Source organism: Haloferax litoreum (assembly GCF_009674605.1).
GTDB classification, from domain to species: Archaea; Halobacteriota; Halobacteria; order Halobacteriales; family Haloferacaceae; genus Haloferax; species Haloferax litoreum.
Genome location: NZ_WKJO01000001.1, coordinates 347,915 through 367,418 on the forward strand (window position 1 = coordinate 347,915; position 19,504 = coordinate 367,418).

The following is a 19,504-nucleotide window of genomic DNA, read 5'->3' on the forward strand; positions in this document are numbered from 1 at the left end:
TCAGGTTGGAGGGGTGTAGAAAATCTCCTTCGGAAGTGGACGATGAGTCTCCGGATAGAGGCGGGGTTGTGTCAGGCCGGTAAGGGACGAAGAATTTATCCAGCTGAATGACAAAAATCCGAACTCGTGTAATGGAGCCTAACTCTACTCAGCCCGAGGACGAATGACCGACAGCGTACCCGTCGCGATTGTCACGTTCGCTTTGAGTATCGGGGCTATGTGGGTCGGTGCAGAAGCGTTCGTGTCCAGCGCCGCCGGGGTGGCACGTCGCTTCGGCCTCTCGGACCTCGTCGTGGGTCTCACGGTGGTTGCCCTCGGAACGTCGGCCCCGGAGGCCGCCGTCAGTGTCGACGCCGCTCTCGTCGGAAACGGTGATATCGCAGTGGCGAACGTCGTCGGCTCGAATCTCTTCAACATCGGTATCGTTCTCGGTGGTATCGCGGCCATCGTCGGCGTTCGAAGTTCTTCTCGGATGGTCCGGCGAGACGGAGTGGCGATGATACTCTCGACGGTGTTGCTGCTGGCGGTCCTGTGGGATTTACAGGTGAGCCGTCTCGATGGGGTCGTCTTGCTCCTCGCGTTCGCCGGCTACCTCACCGCCCTGTTCGTCCGACCGGACGAGTCGGGAGACGCACCGACCGAACCCCGTCGAGCAACGTGGCTCACCGCTCTCCTTCTCGTCGGTGGACTCGCTACTATCGTCGCTGCCGCGCACTTCCTCGTGGAGTCGGCAGTATCTATCGCCGAGACGGCGGGCCTCTCCGAGTGGGTCATCGGGGAAACTATCGTCGCAGTGGGCACGTCGACTCCGGAAATCATCGCCTCCGTCACCGCCGCACGGAACGGGATGGGCGACATCGCCGCGGGCAACCTCATCGGGAGCAACGTGTTCAATGCGCTGTTCATCTTGGGCATCACGTCGACGATAGCACCTATCGTGGTCGTCGAGACCGCTATCGGGACCACAACGTGGTTACTTTTCCTCTCCGTGCTCACCGCCGTCCTCCTCGGAACGAAAGGACGATTGGGACGACTCGAAGGTGCGGTGCTCGTTGCGATTAACGTGAGTCGCTGGATACTCGATATCTTGTGACGGTGGCCGAGTCGAATTCCTAGAGAAGCACGTCCTCCCAGCACGACGAGATGCACTGCGTGTGGGAGTGTCGTTTTCAGGAGAAGTAGCGGGAGGTAGATGTGAACCTCACTCGCAACGCTTCGCGTTGCTCGCTGGTTCAAACTACCTGGTGCAATTTTCAGAGAATCACGTCGGCGAAGTGCGACAAGACGCACTGCGTGGGAGTGTCGTTTTCAGGAGAAGTAGCGGGAGGTAGATTTGAACCTCGGTCGCTGACGCTCCCTGGTTCACATCTACTGAGCTATGAGGCCGACCTCAGTGGGTCACGCCGAGACGAGACTCGGCGTTCAGGAGTTGAGGTCGGCAAAAACATAGCGGGAGGTAGATTTGAACTACCGATCTCCGGGTTATGAGCCCGGCGGAATCTCCTGGCTATCCCATCCCGCTGAATCAACAAAAGTGACGTTCACTGTTAAGGCTTCTGTTTCGGGAGCTGTGTGGCAATTTTCACCGTGAGTCACGGTGACGCGAACCCGCCCCGATTCGCCACGTGAAGAGACTCTCTGCGACGTAGTTCAAGAACATCGAGGCACCGATTGCGATGGGGAGCGGGATGAGTTGCCAGAGGTCGATGCCAGCGACGGGAATCGTCAGCGGAACCTCTCTGAGTGCGCGGACGACGAGTACCTGCACGGCGAGGCCACCGCTCCTGACGAGATTCGACTTGACGAACCGCCGAACCTTCGCGAGGAGGTGGTCCGACCCCGCGTCGGCAAACGTCCAGCGGTCGTTGATGACGAACATCACGACGATGGCGACTTCTGCGCCGGCGAGTTTGGCTACCTCGCCGACGACGCCGAACACGACGATGAGCAGGCTACTCACCGTAAGGTCGAACATCGCCCCGACAGCACCGACAGATGCGAACTTCCCGAAGCGGGCACCAGAGAGGAGCGCGGACAACCGATTAGTCATCCATGACCTCGCACGAGGCGTCCTCGACGAGGGTTCGCTCGTCGTTGCGGGCGGCGATGAACTCGTGGAGCCTGTCCTGTCGAATCGTTCGCGCGCGATGCCGTGACCGAAGGAGGCCGCGGCCCATCTTGAGCGTCGTGTCGATAGGCGAGACGGTCGAATTCGGCTGGTCCTCCCAGACGACCGGGACTTCGGCGATTCGGTGGTCGAACGCCCCCGAAACGGCGATGAGTTCGATGTCCCACGCGAACCCGGGTTCGTACAGGTGCGTCCGCACGTCGCCCCACGCGTCGGCGGTGATGGCCTTCGCACCGCACTGGTAGTCGTAGAGTGGGACCTCGGTGAGATGGCGTGCCAACCACGCGAAGCCGTCGCCGAGATAGCGACGGGCGACGGTCTGGTGCGAGGCGACGGTTGCGTCCGGGTGGCGTCGTGACCCGACTGCGAGGTCAGCGCCGTCGTGGACGGCGTCGACGACCTGTGCCATGGACTCGGCGGGCGTGCTCCCGTCGGCGTCTGCGAACGCGAGGATATCAGTGTCGAGGGCTTCGAACCCCGCGGTGATGGCCGCGCCCTTTCCGCGGCGGGCGTCGACGGGGTTCACAGTCACGACTGAAGGGAGGGAATCGAGGGCGTCGAGGGTCGTCGACCGCGGCGCATCGAGTTCGACCCGGACCACCTCAGGGTCGAGTTCCTCGACGAGGGCGTGGACGTACGGGACCAGACGATCGGGGTTCGGTCGATAGGCTGGGACCACGACCCCGACAGACTGCGACATGCACGTCCATTCTTCGAACGGGGTAAAAAGCAAACCGCTCTCGCACGCACACGTCATCCACAACACGTATTGTGTCGGCCGAACCTTCCTCGGACAGATGGAGTACGCCCTCGTGGTCCGTTGGCTGGTGATGTTCGCGGCCCTCTGGGCAGTCGGGCTTCCGCTCTCGGCCCGTCTGTTCCGCCGCCTCCCCGGTCACGGCGCTGGTTTCACGCTCCCCGTATCGCTCGTGGTCGTGACCCTTCCGGTCTACTACGTCGGCCACCTCTCGTTCGGCCCCGCCACACTCCTCGTCGGTTTCGGCGTCCTCGTCGCTGCGGCGGCGCTGAGTGGACTCGACCTGACGGCGCTTCGGGGCGGGCAGATTCGTTTCGCGTCCGACATCGACATCGACAGGCGAGCAGTCGCGGAAGCGGCCACAGTGTTCGCAGTCGCCTTCTTGTTCGCCGTGGCCCTCCGCGCACTCGACCCGGCCGTCCACGCCGGCGGCGGTGAGAAGTTCCTCGACTTCGGCCTCCTCCAGTCGCTCTCTCGTGCGACGGTCTTGCCCCCCGAAGACATGTGGTTCGCCGGCGAACCGGTCCGCTACTACTACGGTGGCCACCTCGTGTCGATTCTCCTTGCGTGGCTCACGGGAACCGAACCCGAATTCGCCTACAACCTCGCGCTCGCGGGGTTCTTCGGGTTCCTCGTCACGGCGGCGTTCGAACTCGGGCGGAGTATCTCGGCCGCCGCCGATGCGGACGGCGTGCTCGGCGGCCTCCTCGCCGCGTTCTTCGTCGGGTTCGCTAGCAACCTCGTCACGGCAGGACGCTTCCTCATTCTCACTCTCCCCGAGGGGTTCCAACGGCCACTCGCGCAGGCCGTCGCCGAGCGCTCCCGGTACACCGTCTCGGAGCTTCTCGCGGGGGCAAACGAGTTCTCGTACTGGGACGCCAGTCGCGTCATCCCCGGCACCATCAACGAGTTCCCACTGTTCGCGTGGCTCAACGGGGACCTCCACGCACACATGATGGGCACGCCGTTCTTACTCCTCGCGGCGGGCCTCACGTTCGCGTACTTCGTGACCCCCGAAGACGCACGCTGGGAGCGTCGGCGTCTCGTGGGTGTCGCCGCTCTCGTCGGGGGATTGCAGGTCGTCGTCGATACGTGGAGTTTCCCGTCCGTGTTCGGTGTCCTCTTCCTCGGGATGGTCTTCGCGCCCGCACGTCCGTGGACACTCCTTCCCGGTCGTGAGCGCCTTCGAACGGTCGCAGAGCGTTCCTCAGTCACCAGCGAGGTCGCTCGACTCGTCGGCACGACAGTCGTCGTCGGCCTCGCGGGCGTCTTCGCCGTCGTCCTCGCGAGTCCGTTCCTCCTCGGGAGTGTCGCGGGCGGCGGGAGCACCCGGACGATAGAGATTCTCGCGCCGGCCGAACGGAGTGGCTTCGGCGTCCTGCTGCTCGTTCACGGGGCATTCATCGGCGCGTTCGCGCTCCACTACGCGCGGGAACTCGGCGCTCGACAGCTCGTTCCAGTGGTCGTTGGTTTCGTCGCCGTGACCGCCGTCGCTGTCGTCCACTCCTTCGCAGCCCTCGCGCTCGTCGTGCCGTTCGTCGTCGTCGGGTGGGTCCTCCTCAGACTGAGTGACACTCCGACGTTCGACACCGTGCTCGTCGTCGCCGGCGCAGGTCTCGTGATGCTCGTCGAAGTCGTCTTCGTGAACGAGCAGGCAGGGCCGGGTCGGATGAATACGGTGTTCAAGACGTACATGCAGGTGTGGGTCCTCTGGGGGAGCGCGATGGGGTCGGTTCTCGCAGGATTCGTCCGCGACGCGGCCGACGAGACCGACCTGTCGCTTCCGAACGTCGACTTCCACGTTCGCTCGGGCGCAGTTCGGGGAGTGAGCATCGCTCTCGTCGCGCTACTCGTCGCCTCCACGTCGGTCTACGCCGGCCTCGCCGTCGCCGACCACACACAAACCCCACGTCAAGAGACGACGCTCGACGCGACGGCCTTCGTCGAGTGGTATCACCCAGACGAAGATACGGCGATAACGTGGCTCGACGAGAACGTCGAAGGCACGCCGACCATCCTCACGGCCCCCGGAACAGAGTGGTCGGCGACACTCGATGACCAACGGGAACACGTCATGTACGCGTGGCGCGGGAACCCCGAGTCGAGTCTCACGGGCGTGCCGACAGTTGCTGGATGGGCACACGAAGTCGGCTACCGCGGCCCCGACGCCTACTACGACCGGGTCCGCGACGTGGATGCGATGTACGTGGGTAACGAGTCGACCCGGGCTCGCCTCATCGAGACCTACGACGTGCAGTACGTCTGGGTCGGCCCGGGCGAACGCGCTCGCTACGGAGAGATAGCGACCGACGTCCCGTGGCTGACGCCGGTGCACCGCTCGGGGTCGGTCGTTGTCTACGAAGTAGAAGAAGCGAGGCTGCCTTAGGCGACCTGGCCGCTCTTACGAACGACCTCGATAGCCTCGGCGTCGACGCCCTCGGTCTCGAGCCAGTGAGGGACGTACTCGCGCTTCTCGAATGCCTCGCGCTCGTCCTCGGTCCCGACAGTGCACCACAGTTGGACGCGGTCCGGACCGTGCCAGTCGCCCTGACGGTCGATGGAGAAACAGACGTACTCTTCGCCGTCGTGTTCGATGACGGCGTCGCGCCGAATGCCGGGGTCGCCGTGGATGATGAGCTTCTTCATGTGCCGGGATTGGCACAGTCATTGCTTAATCGCTTCGGCTTCCGCCTTGCAGATGGGGCTCCAGCCGAGAATTCTCGTTGCGTGCCCGGGTGCGACGGCCGACCCCCTACGAATAGCGGGCGTCTCCGAGTGCGGATGGTCGGCCCGGCTCGTGGTCTGCCCACACGTGCCACAGCGCCCCGCGAACGCGTCGAACGCGGGTCTGGGCGTCGCGGCGAACCAAACGGGTTTTAACGGGCGACACCAAATCCCTCCACAAGGTCGATATCTATGCAGATGCCACGCCGTTTCAACACGTATTGCCCCAACTGTAAGGGCCACCACGAGCACGAAGTCGAGAAAGTCCGCAAAGGCCGTCCGACCGGCATGAAGTGGAACGCCCGTCAGACCCGACGCGGGAAGGCGACCATCGGGAACGCTGGTAAGTTCTCCAAGGTGCCCGGTGGCGACAAGCCGACGAAGAAGACCCACCTGAAGTACATCTGCTCGGACTGTGGCAAGGCGCACATGCGCAAGGGATGGCGAGCAGGCCGTCTCGAATTCCAGGAGTAAACACATGGCAGGAAATTTCTACAAAGTCGCGTGCAGTGACTGTGAAAACGAACAAATCGTCTTCGGAAAGGCCTCCTCGGTCGTCAACTGTGCCGTCTGTGGCACGACCCTCGCGACCCCGACCGGCGGAAACGCCGAGTTCCACGGCGAGGTCGTCGAGACGGTCGAGCGTCGCGAGAGCGACGAACTAGAGGCGTAACGTCCCGGAGGATTCCTCATGAAGTACAGCGGATGGCCTGACTCCGGCGAACTCGTCGTCGGAAAGGTAGACGACATTACGGACTTCGGTGTCTTCGTCGACCTCGAAGAGTACGAAGACAAACGTGGCCTGTGCCACATCAGCGAAGTCGCCAGCGGATGGATCAAGAACGTCCGCGACCACGTCCGCGAGGGACAGACGGTCGTCGCCAAGGTGCTCGAGGTCAACGAGAGTTCGCAGCAGATAGACCTCTCTATCAAGGACGTCAACGAGCACCAGCGGAAAGAGAAGATTCAGGAGTGGAAGAACGAGCAGAAGGCGGACAAGTGGATGGCCCTCGCGTTCGGCGAGGACATCGACGACGAGCAGTACGGTGCGATTGCGAACGCCCTGCTCGCCGAATACGACTCGCTCTACGACGGATTCGAGCAGGCCGCCATCCACGGCACTGAAGCACTCGAAGACGTCGACCTCGACGACGACGAAATCGACGCCATCGTCGACACGGCACGACAGAACGTCTCGGTGCCGTACGTCAACGTCACCGGCTACGTCGACCTGCGTTCGCCCGCGGGCGACGGCGTCGACGACGTGAAAGAGGCGCTGAAGGCCGCCGAAGGCGACGGCGAAGTCAGCGACGAAATCGAACTGACGGTCACCTACGTCGGCGCACCTGAGTACCGCATCAAGGTGAAAGCGCCCGACTACAAGACCGCTGAATCGGAACTCGACGCGAGCGTCGCCCGCGCCCGCGAAGTCATCGAGTCGAAAGGTGGCACCGCGTCGTACCACCGCGAACGAAGCGGCGACGACGAGTAATGAAATCTGACATCCGGGTGTGTAGCGCGTGGCGAGGCCGCCACGACCGCCCGGTGTACACGCTCTCTTCTGCTTGTCCGGAGTGTGGCGCACCCACAGCAAACAGCGCGCCCGCACCGTACAACCCCGACGACACGTACGGCGAGTACCGTCGTGCGCGGAAGCGCCGCACCGCCGACGAGTAGTGCGCCGCCGCCGAGTGGCCGAGGCCGTTCGGCTACCGACGCCCTCTTAACCGGTGCGTTCGGCACTACGTGCATGGACGACATCGAAATCGAGGCAGTCGCAGAGGCCGACCTCTCGAATCCGGTCTTCGTCGAGGGGCTCCCGGGCGTCGGGAACGTCGGAAAACTCGCCGTCGAGCACCTGCTCGAAGAGTTCGAAGACGCGACGTTGGTCCGGCGCATCTACGCCGACGTGTTCCCACCGCAGGTCGGACTCGAAGACGGTGTAGCCGAGTTGACCCACGCCGAAATCCACGCCGTCGAGACGCCCGGTGAGGGGCCAGACCTCCTCTTACTCACGGGCGACCACCAGGCACAGTCCAACGAGGGACACTACCACCTCACCGACGCCTTCCTCGACGTGGCCGAGGAGTTCGGTGCCGAACGACTGTTCGCGCTGGGCGGCGTCCCAACCGGCGAACTCATCGACGAACCGTCGGTCCTCGGGGCCGTCACCGACGAATCCCAACTCGACGAACTCGAAGACGTCGGTGTCGAGTTCCGCGACGGCGAACCGGCAGGCGGCATCGTCGGCGTCTCCGGTCTCCTCCTCGGCCTCGGTGGCCGCCGTGGCTTCGAAGCGGCGTGTCTGATGGGTGAGACGAGCGGGTACCTCGTCGACCCGCACAGCGCACAGGTCGTCATCGAGGTGCTACAGGACCTCCTCGACTTCAGCGTCGACTTCGAAGCACTCGAAGACCGAGCAGAGGAGATGAAGGAAGTCGCCGCGAAGATTCAAGAGATGCAGCAGCAACAACAGGGACTGCCGAGCGACGACGACCTGCGGTACATCGGGTAAGCACAGTCGGAATCGAACGGCCGAAGCGCACATCTCGTCCCGACCGAAGCGTCCACTTCGGACTGTTCGAGGCGTCCACCCTCGGAACGCAGTCGAAGGCACCGACTGTCGATATCCGAGGCGCTACGCCTCGATGATGTCGTCGGTGTCGAATTCAGGAATCGTCACTTCTCCATCGAGCGACTGCACCGCACGACCACCGACTCGTATCTGCTCATCGACCGTGACGCGGACGAGACTCGGCCGGTCCACGAAGTGGCCCTGTTCGAACCGAAGTTCGTCGGGGACAGAGTCGAACGCCCCGACCTGTCGGAGGTACGCACCGCAAGCACCACTGGCGGTGCCAGTCGCGGGGTCCTCGGTGATTCCGACGCCCGGCGCGAAACACCGGGCGTGGAGGGTCGAATCGGCGTCGATGGCGTCGAAGGTAAACGCGTAGACACCCGCAGCGTCGTGTTCTGCGGCGAACTCCGCGATGGCATCCATATCGGGCGTGGACCCAGAGAGGTGTTCGAGGAAGTTCACGGGGACGACGACGAACGGGAGGCCCGTCGATGCGAGGGCGACCGGAAGGTCGGCACCAACGTCGCGGAGGGCGGCCACGTCGACGCCCAACATCTCTGCGATTCGGTCGTAGTCGACGTCGAGTGGCCGAACCGTCGGTGCGTCCTGTGTCATCCAGACCTCTCCAAGTTCGCCAATTTCGATATCGAGTGTTCCGACGTTCGTTTCGAGGGTGTGCGTCCCCGGTTCGATGGCGCGTTCGGCCGCGAGGTGAGCGTGTGCCGCGATGGTCGCGTGGCCACAGAGGTCAATCTCCTGTGTCGGCGTGAAGTACCGGATGCGGCGGTCCGCGCTCGCCGACGAACAGACGAACGCCGTCTCACTCGCGCCGAGTTCGCCCGCGACAGCGCGCATCTGTTCTGCGTCGAGTCCGTCGGCGTCGGGGACGACGCCGGCGACGTTGCCAGACAGTGGTTCGGTCGTAAATGCGTCGACGAGAAGGGCGCGTCGGCGGTCCATGGGAGTGCACACTACACGACACTGTATCAAACCCGTGGGTCGGCAGTCGGTCGCTCCCCGTCGGCGGGCGAAAATGGAGGGTCGAAAGAGGCGATGCGGGGGCCGGAGGTGTATCAGTCAGGAACCCGGTTACGCACGAGTCCACCGGACTCGACTACTCTGGGCAGCAGCACCGTTGCCCTGCATCACTTCTCGCATGTTCATGCAGGCGGGACAACCGACGACTTCGTCCATATCGTTGCCGAAGACGCGGACGAAATCTCGGGACACGAACTCACCACAGTTACCACACGTGTGCATTGTTTGATCACCAACGAACTCGGGTACTCCCCGACTCACTATAACTATGACCCTTGTTAGCATACGTTATGAAATTCCTGACGTGACAAATTCGAGGTTAATGGTATCTTAATCGGATGATTCCCGTATTGTGACTGTTCCACACCCTCGGGACGAGTCGTACAGATTAAAGGGCGTCAGGCTCCCCACTACGGACGGTGAACCGAAGACATGGGCAATCTCCCCGACGAATTTAAGTGCACCATCACAAACTGGGAGTACATCTACGGACTCTGTCGTGACGTCTCGGACGAAGTGAAGTCGTCCGAGTTCGAACCCGAAGTCATCGTCGCGCTGGCACGCGGCGGTTGGTTCGCGGGGCGCTGTATCTGTGACTTCGTCGGGCTCGACGACCTGACGAGTCTCAAGATGGAGCACTACGTCGGCACTGCTCAGAAGTCCAATGAACCAGAAGTACGCTACCCGATGCCAGAGGGAAGCGTCGAAGGCAAAGACGTGCTCATCATCGACGACATCGCCGACACCGGCGGGTCCATCAAGCGCGCGTACGAGTACGTGACCGACAGAAACGCGGGCGAAGTCCGCACCGCGACGCTCCAACTCCTCCAGACGAGCGAGTTCGAACCCGACTACGTGGGCGAACGTCTCGAAGAGTGGGCGTGGGTCGTCTACCCGTGGAACTTCATCGAGGACATGATAGACCTCACCTCGGGCGTCATGTCGAAGGCCGACGAGGAGACCTTCGAACTCGACGACATCCGTCACTACCTCTCGGAGTACCACGACGTCGACCGCATCGAGATGGAGATTGCCCAACCCGACCGCATGGAGGAAGTCATCACGGAGATGGAACGACGCGGTGTCGTCGAATCCACCGGTGACGGTGCGTGGCGTCTCCTCGAAAACGACGGCGTCGGTGCCTAATCGACGCGCCGAACCGCAGTCGTAAGCGGGGGCCAGATACCTTCTGGTCTCCGTTCTGTACGCGACAGAAGCGAAACGTTGGTGAGTGTAACCTCCGTCGGCACAGCCATGTCGCTTCTGTCTATCTTCGTCACGGCCCTGTTGCCGATTCTCGCTATCGGCGCAGTTGGTTTCCTTTTAGGGCGGACTCGCGACATCGACCCGGACCCCCTCAACACCGTGACAGTGTACGTGCTCGCGCCGGCACTCGTCTTCTATAGTCTCGCGACGACCGAACTCGCCGGTTCGACGCTGGCGACCATCACTGCCGGTGTCGTCGTCTACCACGTCGTGATGATTCTCGTCGCCGGCGGTATCGCCCGACTCGCCGGTCTCTCGGAGCCACTCCTCGGTGCACTCGTCCTCGTCTCTGCCTTCCCAAATTCGGGGAACTACGGTATCCCAGTCAGCTCGTTCGCCTTCGGCGACACCGGGAGGTCGACAGCGGTTATCTACCTCGCCGTGCAGGGCGTCCTCATCTACACGCTCGGGGTCTACATCGCTGGACGAGGGGCGTCTGGCGGTGACGACGGGGGCGCGGCGTGGCGCGTCGGAATCTCCCGCGTCCTCAAGATTCCACTCGTGTACGCCGTCGTCGCCGCACTCGCCGCCCGGTGGCTTGGCGTCGTCCCACCGACTGACATCGCCGCCATGCAGACGCTCAAACTCGTCGGTGACTCTTCGATTCCGGTCATGCTCCTCATCCTCGGCATCCAACTCGCCGGTGCCGACCTCGGGTCGACGCTCAGAGAAGTCGGCCTCGTCGCCGGACTGAAGATGGTCGTCGCACCCGCAATCGCCGTCGGTATCGCCCTCGTCGCCGGGTTCGGCGACCCAATCGTCGCGCGGACGTTCGTCCTCGAGTCGGCGATGCCCGCCGCGGTGACGCCGCTCATCCTCGTCGGTGAGTTTGGCGACACGAGTGGGTCGACAGTCAACCTCGCGGAGTTCGTCTCCGCCGCCGTCTTCGCGACGACGCTCCTCAGCGTTCCGATACTCTCGGTCCTCATCTTCCTCCTCGACGCCGGCGTCGTCGTGTAATCGCCCACTTCACACATCCCGATTCGCCACGATTTTGTGCACTCTCCGCGTCGTTCGGGTATGAAAATCGGATTTATCGGCGGCAGCGGCATCTACGAAGCACTGCCCCTCGAGAACACGCGCGAAGAACCGGTCGACACACCCTTCGGTGAACCCTCCACGACACCAATCGTCGGTGAGTTCGGTGAGACTGGCCGCGAAGTCGTATTCCTCCCGCGACACGGCCCCGACCACCAGCACTCGCCGACGACGCTCCCGTACCGTGCGAACATCTTCGCGCTGAAGAAACTCGGCGTGACGCACATCCTCGCCAGCAACGCTGTCGGGAGTCTGAAAGAAGACCTGCCACCACAGACGCTCGTCGTCCCCGACCAGATTTACGACCGCACGAAGCACCGCCCCCTCACCTTCTTCGACGAGGGTATCGTCGTCCACCAACCGTTCGCGATGCCGTACGACGAAGAACTCGTCTCCATCCTCGCCGAGGCCGCCGAGGAAGCGACGGACGCGACGGTCCAAGAAGGTGGCACCTACGTCTGCATCGAAGGCCCCTCGTACTCCACGAAGGCCGAGAGCGAGCACTACCGCGCACAGGGGTGGGACATCATCGGCATGACCACGATTCCGGAGGCGAAACTCGCCCGTGAGGCCGAGATTGCCTACGCGACCATCACCGGTGTCACCGACTACGACGTCTGGAAAGAAGACAGCGAAGTCACGCTCGACGAGGTGCTGAAGAACGCCGCCGCCAACGAGGAGGCAATCAAGGACACTGTCGAGGCCGCCATTCGAAAGATTCCAGACGACCACGAGACGGACAGTCACTCCGCACTCGAAGGCACCATCAACACGCCCGACGAGGCCATCCCCGCAGAGACGAAAGCGAAACTCGCACCACTCATCGAGCGGTACGTCGAGTAAGCGAGCGACAGGTGTCTCGGTAGTCGAAACGGTATCTGTGGGCACCTCGCAACGAGAGCGGGCGACGGTGCAAAAGTGTACACACAGCTAGGTGAACTTTCATAACCCTCCGTCACCGTCGTCTACGGAATGAGTTCTTCTGATAGAGTGACCGTCGAAGACGTCATGTCCACGCCGCTCGAGATGATTTCGAAAGACGCGACAGTGATGGAGGCGGTTCAGCAGATGCGCGAGAAGGATATCAACGCACTCGTCGTTCGGACCACGCCGCGGGCGATTGTCAGCAGTACGGACGTCCTCGACGCCATCGCTGACGGAAAGGACGTCTCGAAACTGAAAGTGACCGACGTGATGACGACCGACGTCGAGACTGCGACCCCCGACCTCTACATGGAGGAGGTTGCCGCGATGATGACCTCCTACGGTATCAAACACCTCCCTGTCGTCGACGACGACTACGTCGGGATGATTTCCTCGACTGACGTCACCGCTCACCTGTCGTAATCACGGTCGCAAAATCGCAGTGTGCGTTTGCCCTCAGTCGAGGGCGACTGCTTCGACTTCTTGTTCGCCGTCTGCTTCCTCTGTGTCCAGTCCCTCGTCGTCGTCCGCGTGCTGGTCGAACACCTCGGGATTCTGTATCCAGAGGTCACCGAACAGTTCGTCCTGTTCGAGGTAGACCGTGCTCCTGTGTGCGAGGAACAACAGCGCGAGGTACGTCGTCATCACGGTGTCTGCAACGTGGCGAATCTCTCGGAAGAGCACCTCGTCGCGTCCCTTCTCGTAGTGTTCTGTGAGCACGTCGCCCACTTCTTCGACGATTGCTTCGATGTCCTCGTTGTGGGCCGTGCCGGTCACGTCGTCTTCGGTCGGTTCGCCAGCGCCGCGCATGTCGCCCGCGGCGTGGTAGTCGAGCGTCTGCGTCCCGCGAGAAAACCCGCGGGGTGATTCGGAGGTGTCGTACTCGCGGCGGCGTTTCCACCACGACCCACGCTCTGCTTCGCGGAGTTCGTGGACGAGTTCGTCCAGCGTCTCCGGCGACCCACGGGCATGCTTGCGTTCGAGGCGACGGTCCATCTCCGCTTCCAGTGATGCGATGGGGTCGAATCCGGGCGCGCCGTCGTCGTCCGGACGGCCGCCCTCTGCGCCACCCTGCATGGCGAGTTCCCACGGTTCGAGTTCCTCCTCGTCCGGTTCGTCCGGTGCGAGCAGTTCGTCCGACTTCATCCGCAAGAGGACGCTCGCGTAGAACAGTGCCCGCCCGGTGGTCCGGAGGTCCATCGCGTCGAGTCGTTCGAGGAAGGCGTCCGTGACCTCGACGATGTCGATGTCCCACGGGTCGATGTCTCCCTCTTTGGCGAGTTGGACGAGCAGTTCGACGGGTTCGACTTCGTCGTCGTCGGACTCCGACACGTCGTCCGGGAGGACGTCGTCTACTGCCCCTTCTTCGGGCGCGTCGGTTCCGTCGTCGAGGGCCGCGTCGCCAGAGAACTGAAACGTCTCACTGTCGTCGGACTCGCCACGGTCCCGCGTCAGGTTGAGTTCCGGGATGTCGTCAGTCATCCGCCGGAACCTCCGGTTCCGCCGCAGTCTCGTCGCTGCTGTCACCACCGTCGTCGTCGCTGTCGCTGCCGCCGGTATCGTCGCCAGCATCACTGTCGGGTCCGGAACCGTCCTCCGAGTCACCGCCCTCGCCACCGCCGAACTGGATACCGGTGACGGCACTGACGTTGTCTCCTTGCATCGTCACACCGATTGCACGTTCGGCGCGTTCGAGCAGGGCAGAGCGGTGCGAGACGACCACGAACTGGGCGTCGCCGGCCAAGTCGTCGACCATCTGACCGACGCGTTCGGCGTTCGCGGCGTCGAGGAAGGCGTCGACTTCGTCGAGTGCGTAGAACGGGGCGGGGTTGTGTCGCTGGATGGCGAAGATGAACGCGAGCGCCGTCAGCGACTTCTCGCCGCCGGACATCGCGTCGAGGCGCTGAATCGGCTTGTCGCCGGGTTGTGCCTTCATCGTCAGGCCTTCTTCGAACGGGTCTTCGGGGTTCTCCAAGTGGAGGTGTCCGGTCCCGTTCGAGAGTCGCTCGAAGATGTCGGTGAAGTTCTCGGCGATGGCGTCGAACGACTCCATGAACGTCTGTTTCTTCTGTGACTCGTACTGCTCGATGCGCTCTTGGATGGCGTCACGCTCTTCGACCAGCACGTCGCGGCGTTCCTGAAGGTCTTCGAGGTCGGCCTTCACGTCGTCGTACTCGTCGATGGCGAGCATGTTGACCGGTTCGAGTGCCTCCATCTCTTCGGTGAGGCGTTCGATTTCGGATTCGACCGTACTGTGGTCGGGTATCTCCTCTGGGTCGTAGTCGCCGACCTGCGCTTCGAGTTCGTCTATCTCCCACTCGAGGCGTTCTGCGGCCGATTGCAGACTCTCCAGTTTGGACTCGACGGCGTTGACGCGGTCTTTCTTCTCGTCGCGGGCGGTGCGCGCCTCACGAAGGTCGCCTTGGAGTTCGCGGCGGTCTTCTTTGAGGTCGACCAGTTCCTCTTCGAGTTCTGCGACGGCCTCACGCTTCGCGTCGAGGTCGTCTTCGCGGTCTTCTATCTTCGACTCGGCGTCCGTGATGGTCTCGCGCGCCTCGGCCTTGCGGTTCTGGGCGGCCTCGACCGTGTCGTGGAGGTCGTCCACCGCGTCTTCGGCGTACTGCTTCTCCAGTTGAATCTCGTTGAGGCGACCATCGAGGGTACTCATCCGGTCTTCGAGTTCGTCGATATCGGCCCGAACCTCGTCCGCGCGAGCGGTGAGTTCCGGAATCTCCGAGTCGGCAAGTTCGCGCTCGATGTCTTCGATATCGGACTCGACGGCGGTGATTTTCTCGTCGTACGCGGCGATTTCGTCGTCGAGGTCCGACATCTGCTCGTCGACCGACTCACGCTCGGACTGGAGTTCGTCGAGTCGGTCGTTCAACCGGTCGATTTCGACCTCTGCGTTCTCGATATCCTCTTCGGCATCCTCGATTTCGCGCTCTATCGCGCGAACTTGGTCTGCCGCGTCGGAGGCCCGGCCACGGGCGTCCTCCAGGTCGTCGTCGATGTCCCGGATTTCGCCGTTGAGTGACCGGCGACGGTCTTCGAGTGTGGTAATCTCCTTGGCGATGCGTTCGAGGCGTCCCTCACCCGACTTCGAAAAGGAGTAGCGAGAACCGCCGCCGGACCCACCGGTCATCGCGCCGGAGCGTTCGACTAGGTCACCGTCGAGGGTGACCATGCGGTAGTCGCCCATCAGGTCGCGGGCAGTCTGCATGTCTTCGACGACGAGTGTCGACCCGAGGACGTACGAGAAGATAGATTCGTACTGACTGTCGTAGTCGACGAGGTTGCGAGCGAAGTCCACGACACCCGGATGCGACGGTTTGCGCGGCAGTCCGCGGTTGTCCATCTTCGTGATGGGCAAGAACGTCGCGCGACCCGCGTTCCGGGACTTCAGGTGGTCGATACAGGACGACCCCACGCCGTCGTCGTCGACGACGACGTTTGCGAGGCGGCCACCAGCGGCCGTCTCACAGGCTTTCGCGTACTCGCCGTCGACGGACCCGAGTTGACCGACTGCGCCGTGGACACCGGACATACCGGCGTTGAGGATGGTCGTGACCGCACGCGGCCACGAGTTGTCGCCGTCCGACCCGGCCCGCGCTTCGAGGCGAGCGTACTCGGACTGCTTGGTCTGGAGTTCGTCGTTGACCTCCGAGAGTTCGTCTTTCAACTCGGCTTTCTCGGCCTGCAAGTCCTCGATGACGCCGTCTATCTTCGATTTGTTCTTCGCGGCAGTGTCGAGTTCGCTGTGCAGGTCCGAGAGCGTCGCCTTCAGTTCGGGGATGCGTTCGTGGGCGGCGTCGATGTCGGCTTGCGTCTCAGAAATCTCGTTCGAGCGACGACGCGCGTCGTCGAGGAGGCGGTCTTTGGCACGCTGACGGTCGTTCTTCTCGTCTTTGTACGCGTCGACCGTCTCTTTCTTCTCGGCGAGTTCGGATTTCAGTTCGTCGAACTCGGTGTCGACCGAGTCGATTTCGGCCTGTACTTCGGAGAGTTCGACCTGCTTGGACTGGATGTCGCTCTTGACGGACGCCTTCTCAACTTTTATCTCGCGGATGTCGCCCGACAGGTCGTCTATCTTCTCTTGCTTGCGGTCGATATCGACGAACGCCTTCCGCCGTTCGGCCTCGGCGTCGTCGCGTTTCTCTTCGGCCGCTTCGATGGAGTTCTCGAGGCGTGCGATGTCGCCTTTTATCTCCTCCATCTCGGACTTGATGCGGAGTTGTTCGTCCTCGCCCTTCCGCTCGATTTCGTGCGTGAGGTCTTCGAGGTCCTCTTCGAGACGGGTGACTTTCCCCTGTCGTTCGTCGAGTTCCGCGCGGAGGCTTTCGAGGTCTGATTCGGTCGAGTCGATGCGAGACTCGGTCCGCGAGAGGTCGTCGCGCTTGTCTTCGAGTTCCGCGGCTTTCAGGTAGCCTTCGTACTCTTCTCTCTCGTCGCGGAGACCCTTGTACTGGAGCGCCGTCTCGCGTTCGTCGGCGAGTTGGTCGAGGCGCGTCTCCTTTTCTCCGATGCGGAGGTCCGCTTCGTCGACACGTTCTTCGACCGCTTCGAGTTCGCCGAACGCGGCGTCTTTCTTCTCGTCGAACTCGGCGACGCCCGCGATTTCGTCGATGATGCCACGACGCTGGTAGGGCGTCATGTTGATAATCTCGGTCACGTCGCCCTGCATGACGACGTTGTAGCCCTCGGGCGTGATGCCGGCTTGCGCCAGCAGGTCTTTGATGTCCGAGAGGTTGACCGAGCGTTCGTTGAGGTAGTAGTACGAGTAGTAGTTGTCTGGCGTCTCTTTGACGCGGCGCTTGATGGTTATCTCGTCGACGTCGCCGACGTTGTCCGTGCCGGCGGCGTTGACGACCTGTGACCGGTCGAGTGTTCCCTCGGAGTTGTCGAGGACGACGGTGACACTGGCTTCTTTCGGCCGCTTCGCTGCTTCGTCGCTCCCGTCGGCGTGGCCGGGGTTGTAGATGAGGTCCGTTAGCTTCTCGGCGCGAATCCCGCGGGTACGGGCGAGGCCGAGTGCGAAGAGCACCCCATCGATGATGTTCGACTTCCCGGAACCGTTCGGGCCCGTAACGACCGTGAAATCCTCGTAGAACGGGATGCGGGTCGGCCGCCCGAAGCTCTTGAAACCGTCAAGGACGAGCTCTTTGATGTGCATGTGTTGGTGTTCGCGCGGGTGAGGCCCGCAAGGGTGACACGCCGTATGGACACAGAGCGTGCCTACGTGGACCAGCGCGCCCGATTAGGCGACGATGATGTCGTCGTCGGGCGACTGACTTTCTTCTTCGTCAGAGTCGTCGGCCTCATCCGGTTTAGTCTCATCGCCGTCGACTGGGTCCGCCGTCTCTGCGTCTTCGGGCGCCGCCTCTTCGGCAGGCGTCCAGTCGCCACGTCGACGCGGGGCGCGCGAGGGCACCTCGACGTCGTTCGCGTCTTCGAGTTGGCGAAGTCGTTCTTTCGTCTCGACCAGCTCCTCGGTGAGTCCGTTCACCGCGGCCTGCAGCTCTGCAACCTTCGATTCGAGTTCCTCCACCCGATTGCTCATGCGTACAATAGCCCCGCGCGTGAGACATAAATGTGCGTCAGACAATCACCGAAAATGTGATACGTGCGCGAACTAACGCGCGTCTCTTCACTCGCAACGGGGGAGTCCGGTGCCAGTTCCCGACGTGCGGCCGACTCACTCCTCGCGCACGTCGCTCTCCGCATCTTCGCGGTACGACTCTGTCACCGTCCCGCGGAACGAGCGGACCGCGTCGAGATACGACTCACGAGACCGTTTTCGGTTCTTCGCCGCGCGAAGGTCGTTCATGGCCTCCGGGTCGGTGAGCACGTCGACGAGCGTGCAAGCCGTGAGTTTCGCCGGGACGACGTACGCCATCTCCTCGTCGACGACGCGGAAGTCGCGGGCGTGGACGGCCCCGTCGAATCCCCCGGTCCACGGGTGGAGACCGGGGACGAGTTGGGTGATATCGCCCATGTCAGTCGACCCAGAGAGGTGCGGGCGGCCCTCGGTGACGGCGTCCGGGCCGACGATATCGCGGGCGTTCGCCTCGTAGAGCGACGCGAGCGTCTGGTTCGTCCGAAGCGGCATGTAGCCCGGATAGTCCTCGATTTCGACGTCGCCGCCGATGGCCATCGCACCCGACGAGAGGGCGCGGTTGACCGACTCGTTCGCCTCCGAGACTGCCTCGATAGAGGCCGCACGGACGTACGACTCCATCGTGACCTCGGCCGGGACGACGTTTACCCCGTCGCCGCCGCGGGTGACAATCGGATGGACGCGAACGTGGTCGTCGTCGCGGAAGGTCTCGCGCAGCGCGTTCACCGCGTTCATGCCGAGCATCGCCGCGTTGAGCGCGTTGACGCCCTCCTCTGGGGCCGCACCGGCGTGCGCTTCGGTCCCCCGGTAGGTGACGAACTTCCCGACGAACCCGTTGGTCGAGAAGTTGCTCGTGACCTCGCGCTCCGGCGTGTTGCTGCCGGCGTGCATCATCACCGCGGCGTCCCAGTCGTCGACGTAGCCGCGGCGAATGAGTTCCTGTTTACCGCCGAAGAATTCGATATCGCCCGATTCGTGGAGTCCGCGGCGGTAATCGAGGTCGAGGTACTCCTCGGCCGGGACGGCGACGAACTCGACAGCGCCGTCGAGGTCGTCGACGACGCCGCTCGCGACGAGTCCGAACGCGGTTCCGACGAGGTTTGCGAGTTGCGCGTTGTGGCCGCAGGCGTGAACTGCGCCGGTGTCCGGGTCGGCGTGTGGATGGTCGGGGTTGACGAGGGCATCGAGTTCGCCGAGGACGGCGGCGACGAAGTCACCGGACCCTGCTCGGGCGCGAGCGCCGGTGATGGCGAGTTCCGTCTCCACGTCGAGACCGAGGTCCTCGAATATCGAGACGACCTTCGCAGTCGTCTTTACTTCCTTGTAGCCGAGTTCTGGTTCGGCCTGCACGTCCTTGGCGAAGGCGACGATGTCCTCGGCGTGGGCGTCGATGGCGTCACAGACGCGGGCTTTGAGTTCCTCGGTCATCTGGTCTGC

At 63.0% G+C, this 19,504-nt stretch carries 20 protein-coding genes and 1 tRNA gene; 11 read left to right on the plus strand and 10 right to left on the minus strand.

Features of this window, described 5'->3' with window-relative positions:
* Positions 1-163: 163 nt before the first annotated feature.
* A complete protein-coding gene (locus tag GJR96_RS01805; protein WP_151161369.1) occupies positions 164-1,093 on the plus strand; it encodes a calcium/sodium antiporter in 930 nt (309 codons plus the stop codon).
* Between the two features lie 354 nt (positions 1,094-1,447).
* Here GJR96_RS01805 and GJR96_RS01810 read toward each other — a convergent pair.
* The 3 genes from GJR96_RS01810 to GJR96_RS01820 form a co-directional block, all read right to left on the minus strand.
* Positions 1,448-1,522: transfer RNA gene (locus tag GJR96_RS01810), tRNA-Met, on the minus strand.
* A gap of 60 nt (positions 1,523-1,582) precedes the next feature.
* On the minus strand, positions 1,583-2,050 hold the full coding sequence (locus GJR96_RS01815) for a GtrA family protein (protein ID WP_151161370.1): 468 nt from the start codon (positions 2,048-2,050) through the stop codon (positions 1,583-1,585).
* Entirely contained in the window at positions 2,043-2,828 is a 786-nt protein-coding gene (locus tag GJR96_RS01820) for a glycosyltransferase (RefSeq protein ID WP_151161371.1), read from the minus strand. Before GJR96_RS01820 ends, GJR96_RS01815 begins: the two co-directional genes overlap by 8 nt.
* A gap of 97 nt (positions 2,829-2,925) precedes the next feature.
* On the opposite strand from GJR96_RS01820, the gene GJR96_RS01825 reads away from it, so the two are divergent.
* Positions 2,926-5,271, plus strand: a complete 2,346-nt coding sequence (locus GJR96_RS01825; protein WP_151163864.1) for a DUF2298 domain-containing protein — start codon at positions 2,926-2,928, stop codon at positions 5,269-5,271.
* On the opposite strand, the gene GJR96_RS01830 is transcribed toward GJR96_RS01825, so the two are convergent.
* Positions 5,268-5,531 carry an HAH_0734 family protein gene (locus GJR96_RS01830; RefSeq protein WP_151161372.1) on the minus strand — a complete coding sequence of 88 codons (264 nt, stop codon included), beginning with the start codon at positions 5,529-5,531 and terminating at the stop codon, positions 5,268-5,270. The two genes, GJR96_RS01825 and GJR96_RS01830, sit on opposite strands and share 4 nt — an antisense overlap.
* A gap of 270 nt (positions 5,532-5,801) precedes the next feature.
* Between GJR96_RS01830 and GJR96_RS01835 the strand changes: the two genes are divergently transcribed.
* The 5 genes from GJR96_RS01835 to GJR96_RS01855 all read left to right on the plus strand — a co-directional run bounded on the left by GJR96_RS01835 (position 5,802) and on the right by GJR96_RS01855 (position 8,124).
* Positions 5,802-6,083: a 50S ribosomal protein L44e gene (locus tag GJR96_RS01835; RefSeq protein WP_058572609.1), complete on the plus strand. Its 282-nt coding sequence runs from the start codon at positions 5,802-5,804 to the stop codon at positions 6,081-6,083.
* 4 nt (positions 6,084-6,087) lie between these two features.
* Positions 6,088-6,282 carry a 30S ribosomal protein S27e gene (locus GJR96_RS01840; RefSeq protein ID WP_058572608.1) on the plus strand — a complete coding sequence of 65 codons (195 nt, stop codon included), beginning with the start codon at positions 6,088-6,090 and terminating at the stop codon, positions 6,280-6,282.
* Between the two features lie 18 nt (positions 6,283-6,300).
* The gene (locus tag GJR96_RS01845) at positions 6,301-7,101 is read left to right on the plus strand and encodes a translation initiation factor IF-2 subunit alpha (protein WP_151161373.1); all 801 of its coding nucleotides are present in this window, start codon (positions 6,301-6,303) and stop codon (positions 7,099-7,101) included.
* The gene (locus GJR96_RS01850) at positions 7,101-7,286 is read left to right on the plus strand and encodes an RNA-protein complex protein Nop10 (protein ID WP_151161374.1); all 186 of its coding nucleotides are present in this window, start codon (positions 7,101-7,103) and stop codon (positions 7,284-7,286) included. The genes GJR96_RS01845 and GJR96_RS01850 overlap by 1 nt, the downstream gene beginning before the upstream one ends.
* A gap of 73 nt (positions 7,287-7,359) precedes the next feature.
* A complete protein-coding gene (locus GJR96_RS01855; RefSeq protein ID WP_151161375.1) occupies positions 7,360-8,124 on the plus strand; it encodes a proteasome assembly chaperone family protein in 765 nt (254 codons plus the stop codon).
* A gap of 123 nt (positions 8,125-8,247) precedes the next feature.
* On the opposite strand, the gene GJR96_RS01860 is transcribed toward GJR96_RS01855, so the two are convergent.
* Positions 8,248-9,147 (minus strand): PhzF family phenazine biosynthesis protein, encoded by a 900-nt coding sequence (locus GJR96_RS01860; protein WP_151161376.1) that lies wholly within the window; start codon positions 9,145-9,147, stop codon positions 8,248-8,250.
* 129 nt (positions 9,148-9,276) lie between these two features.
* A complete protein-coding gene (locus tag GJR96_RS18000) occupies positions 9,277-9,447 on the minus strand; it encodes a DUF7563 family protein (protein ID WP_449271773.1) in 171 nt (56 codons plus the stop codon).
* A gap of 210 nt (positions 9,448-9,657) precedes the next feature.
* Between GJR96_RS18000 and GJR96_RS01865 the strand changes: the two genes are divergently transcribed.
* From GJR96_RS01865 to GJR96_RS01880, 4 genes are all read left to right on the plus strand, one after another.
* Positions 9,658-10,371: a phosphoribosyltransferase gene (locus tag GJR96_RS01865; protein WP_151161377.1), complete on the plus strand. Its 714-nt coding sequence runs from the start codon at positions 9,658-9,660 to the stop codon at positions 10,369-10,371.
* A 108-nt stretch (positions 10,372-10,479) separates the two neighbouring features.
* On the plus strand, positions 10,480-11,451 hold the full coding sequence (locus GJR96_RS01870; protein ID WP_151161378.1) for an AEC family transporter: 972 nt from the start codon (positions 10,480-10,482) through the stop codon (positions 11,449-11,451).
* 60 nt (positions 11,452-11,511) lie between these two features.
* Positions 11,512-12,372, plus strand: coding sequence for an S-methyl-5'-thioadenosine phosphorylase (mtnP, locus tag GJR96_RS01875; protein ID WP_151161379.1), 861 nt, complete (start codon positions 11,512-11,514; stop codon positions 12,370-12,372).
* A 129-nt stretch (positions 12,373-12,501) separates the two neighbouring features.
* Entirely contained in the window at positions 12,502-12,876 is a 375-nt protein-coding gene (locus GJR96_RS01880) for a CBS domain-containing protein (protein WP_191965794.1), read from the plus strand.
* Positions 12,877-12,909: 33 nt separating this feature from the next.
* On the opposite strand, the gene GJR96_RS01885 is transcribed toward GJR96_RS01880, so the two are convergent.
* The 4 genes from GJR96_RS01885 to GJR96_RS01900 all read right to left on the minus strand — a co-directional run bounded on the left by GJR96_RS01885 (position 12,910) and on the right by GJR96_RS01900 (position 19,495).
* A complete protein-coding gene (locus GJR96_RS01885; RefSeq protein ID WP_151161380.1) occupies positions 12,910-13,935 on the minus strand; it encodes a segregation and condensation protein A in 1,026 nt (341 codons plus the stop codon).
* Positions 13,928-17,623: a chromosome segregation protein SMC gene (gene smc / locus GJR96_RS01890; RefSeq protein WP_151161381.1), complete on the minus strand. Its 3,696-nt coding sequence runs from the start codon at positions 17,621-17,623 to the stop codon at positions 13,928-13,930. The genes GJR96_RS01885 and smc overlap by 8 nt, the downstream gene beginning before the upstream one ends.
* Positions 17,624-17,707: 84 nt before the next feature.
* Positions 17,708-18,010, minus strand: a complete 303-nt coding sequence (locus tag GJR96_RS01895; protein WP_151161382.1) for a DUF7518 family protein — start codon at positions 18,008-18,010, stop codon at positions 17,708-17,710.
* Between the two features lie 135 nt (positions 18,011-18,145).
* A complete protein-coding gene (locus tag GJR96_RS01900; protein ID WP_151161383.1) occupies positions 18,146-19,495 on the minus strand; it encodes an amidohydrolase in 1,350 nt (449 codons plus the stop codon).
* Positions 19,496-19,504 lie beyond the last annotated feature (9 nt).

Excerpts from the sequence above, each read along its gene's own strand:
- GJR96_RS01805 (WP_151161369.1), top strand. The coding sequence starts at position 164 with ATGACCGACAGCGTACCCGTCGCGATTGTCACGTTCGCTTTGAGTATC.
- GJR96_RS01815 (WP_151161370.1), bottom strand. The coding sequence starts at position 2,050 with ATGACTAATCGGTTGTCCGCGCTCCTCTCTGGTGCCCGCTTCGGGAAG.
- GJR96_RS01820 (WP_151161371.1), bottom strand. The coding sequence starts at position 2,828 with ATGTCGCAGTCTGTCGGGGTCGTGGTCCCAGCCTATCGACCGAACCCC.
- GJR96_RS01825 (WP_151163864.1), top strand. The coding sequence starts at position 2,926 with ATGGAGTACGCCCTCGTGGTCCGTTGGCTGGTGATGTTCGCGGCCCTC.
- GJR96_RS01830 (WP_151161372.1), bottom strand. The coding sequence starts at position 5,531 with ATGAAGAAGCTCATCATCCACGGCGACCCCGGCATTCGGCGCGACGCC.
- GJR96_RS01835 (WP_058572609.1), top strand. The coding sequence starts at position 5,802 with ATGCAGATGCCACGCCGTTTCAACACGTATTGCCCCAACTGTAAGGGC.
- GJR96_RS01840 (WP_058572608.1), top strand. The coding sequence starts at position 6,088 with ATGGCAGGAAATTTCTACAAAGTCGCGTGCAGTGACTGTGAAAACGAA.
- GJR96_RS01845 (WP_151161373.1), top strand. The coding sequence starts at position 6,301 with ATGAAGTACAGCGGATGGCCTGACTCCGGCGAACTCGTCGTCGGAAAG.
- GJR96_RS01850 (WP_151161374.1), top strand. The coding sequence starts at position 7,101 with ATGAAATCTGACATCCGGGTGTGTAGCGCGTGGCGAGGCCGCCACGAC.
- GJR96_RS01855 (WP_151161375.1), top strand. The coding sequence starts at position 7,360 with ATGGACGACATCGAAATCGAGGCAGTCGCAGAGGCCGACCTCTCGAAT.
- GJR96_RS01860 (WP_151161376.1), bottom strand. The coding sequence starts at position 9,147 with ATGGACCGCCGACGCGCCCTTCTCGTCGACGCATTTACGACCGAACCA.
- GJR96_RS18000 (WP_449271773.1), bottom strand. The coding sequence starts at position 9,447 with ATGCACACGTGTGGTAACTGTGGTGAGTTCGTGTCCCGAGATTTCGTC.
- GJR96_RS01865 (WP_151161377.1), top strand. The coding sequence starts at position 9,658 with ATGGGCAATCTCCCCGACGAATTTAAGTGCACCATCACAAACTGGGAG.
- GJR96_RS01870 (WP_151161378.1), top strand. The coding sequence starts at position 10,480 with ATGTCGCTTCTGTCTATCTTCGTCACGGCCCTGTTGCCGATTCTCGCT.
- mtnP (WP_151161379.1), top strand. The coding sequence starts at position 11,512 with ATGAAAATCGGATTTATCGGCGGCAGCGGCATCTACGAAGCACTGCCC.
- GJR96_RS01880 (WP_191965794.1), top strand. The coding sequence starts at position 12,502 with ATGAGTTCTTCTGATAGAGTGACCGTCGAAGACGTCATGTCCACGCCG.
- GJR96_RS01885 (WP_151161380.1), bottom strand. The coding sequence starts at position 13,935 with ATGACTGACGACATCCCGGAACTCAACCTGACGCGGGACCGTGGCGAG.
- smc (WP_151161381.1), bottom strand. The coding sequence starts at position 17,623 with ATGCACATCAAAGAGCTCGTCCTTGACGGTTTCAAGAGCTTCGGGCGG.
- GJR96_RS01895 (WP_151161382.1), bottom strand. The coding sequence starts at position 18,010 with ATGAGCAATCGGGTGGAGGAACTCGAATCGAAGGTTGCAGAGCTGCAG.
- GJR96_RS01900 (WP_151161383.1), bottom strand. The coding sequence starts at position 19,495 with ATGACCGAGGAACTCAAAGCCCGCGTCTGTGACGCCATCGACGCCCAC.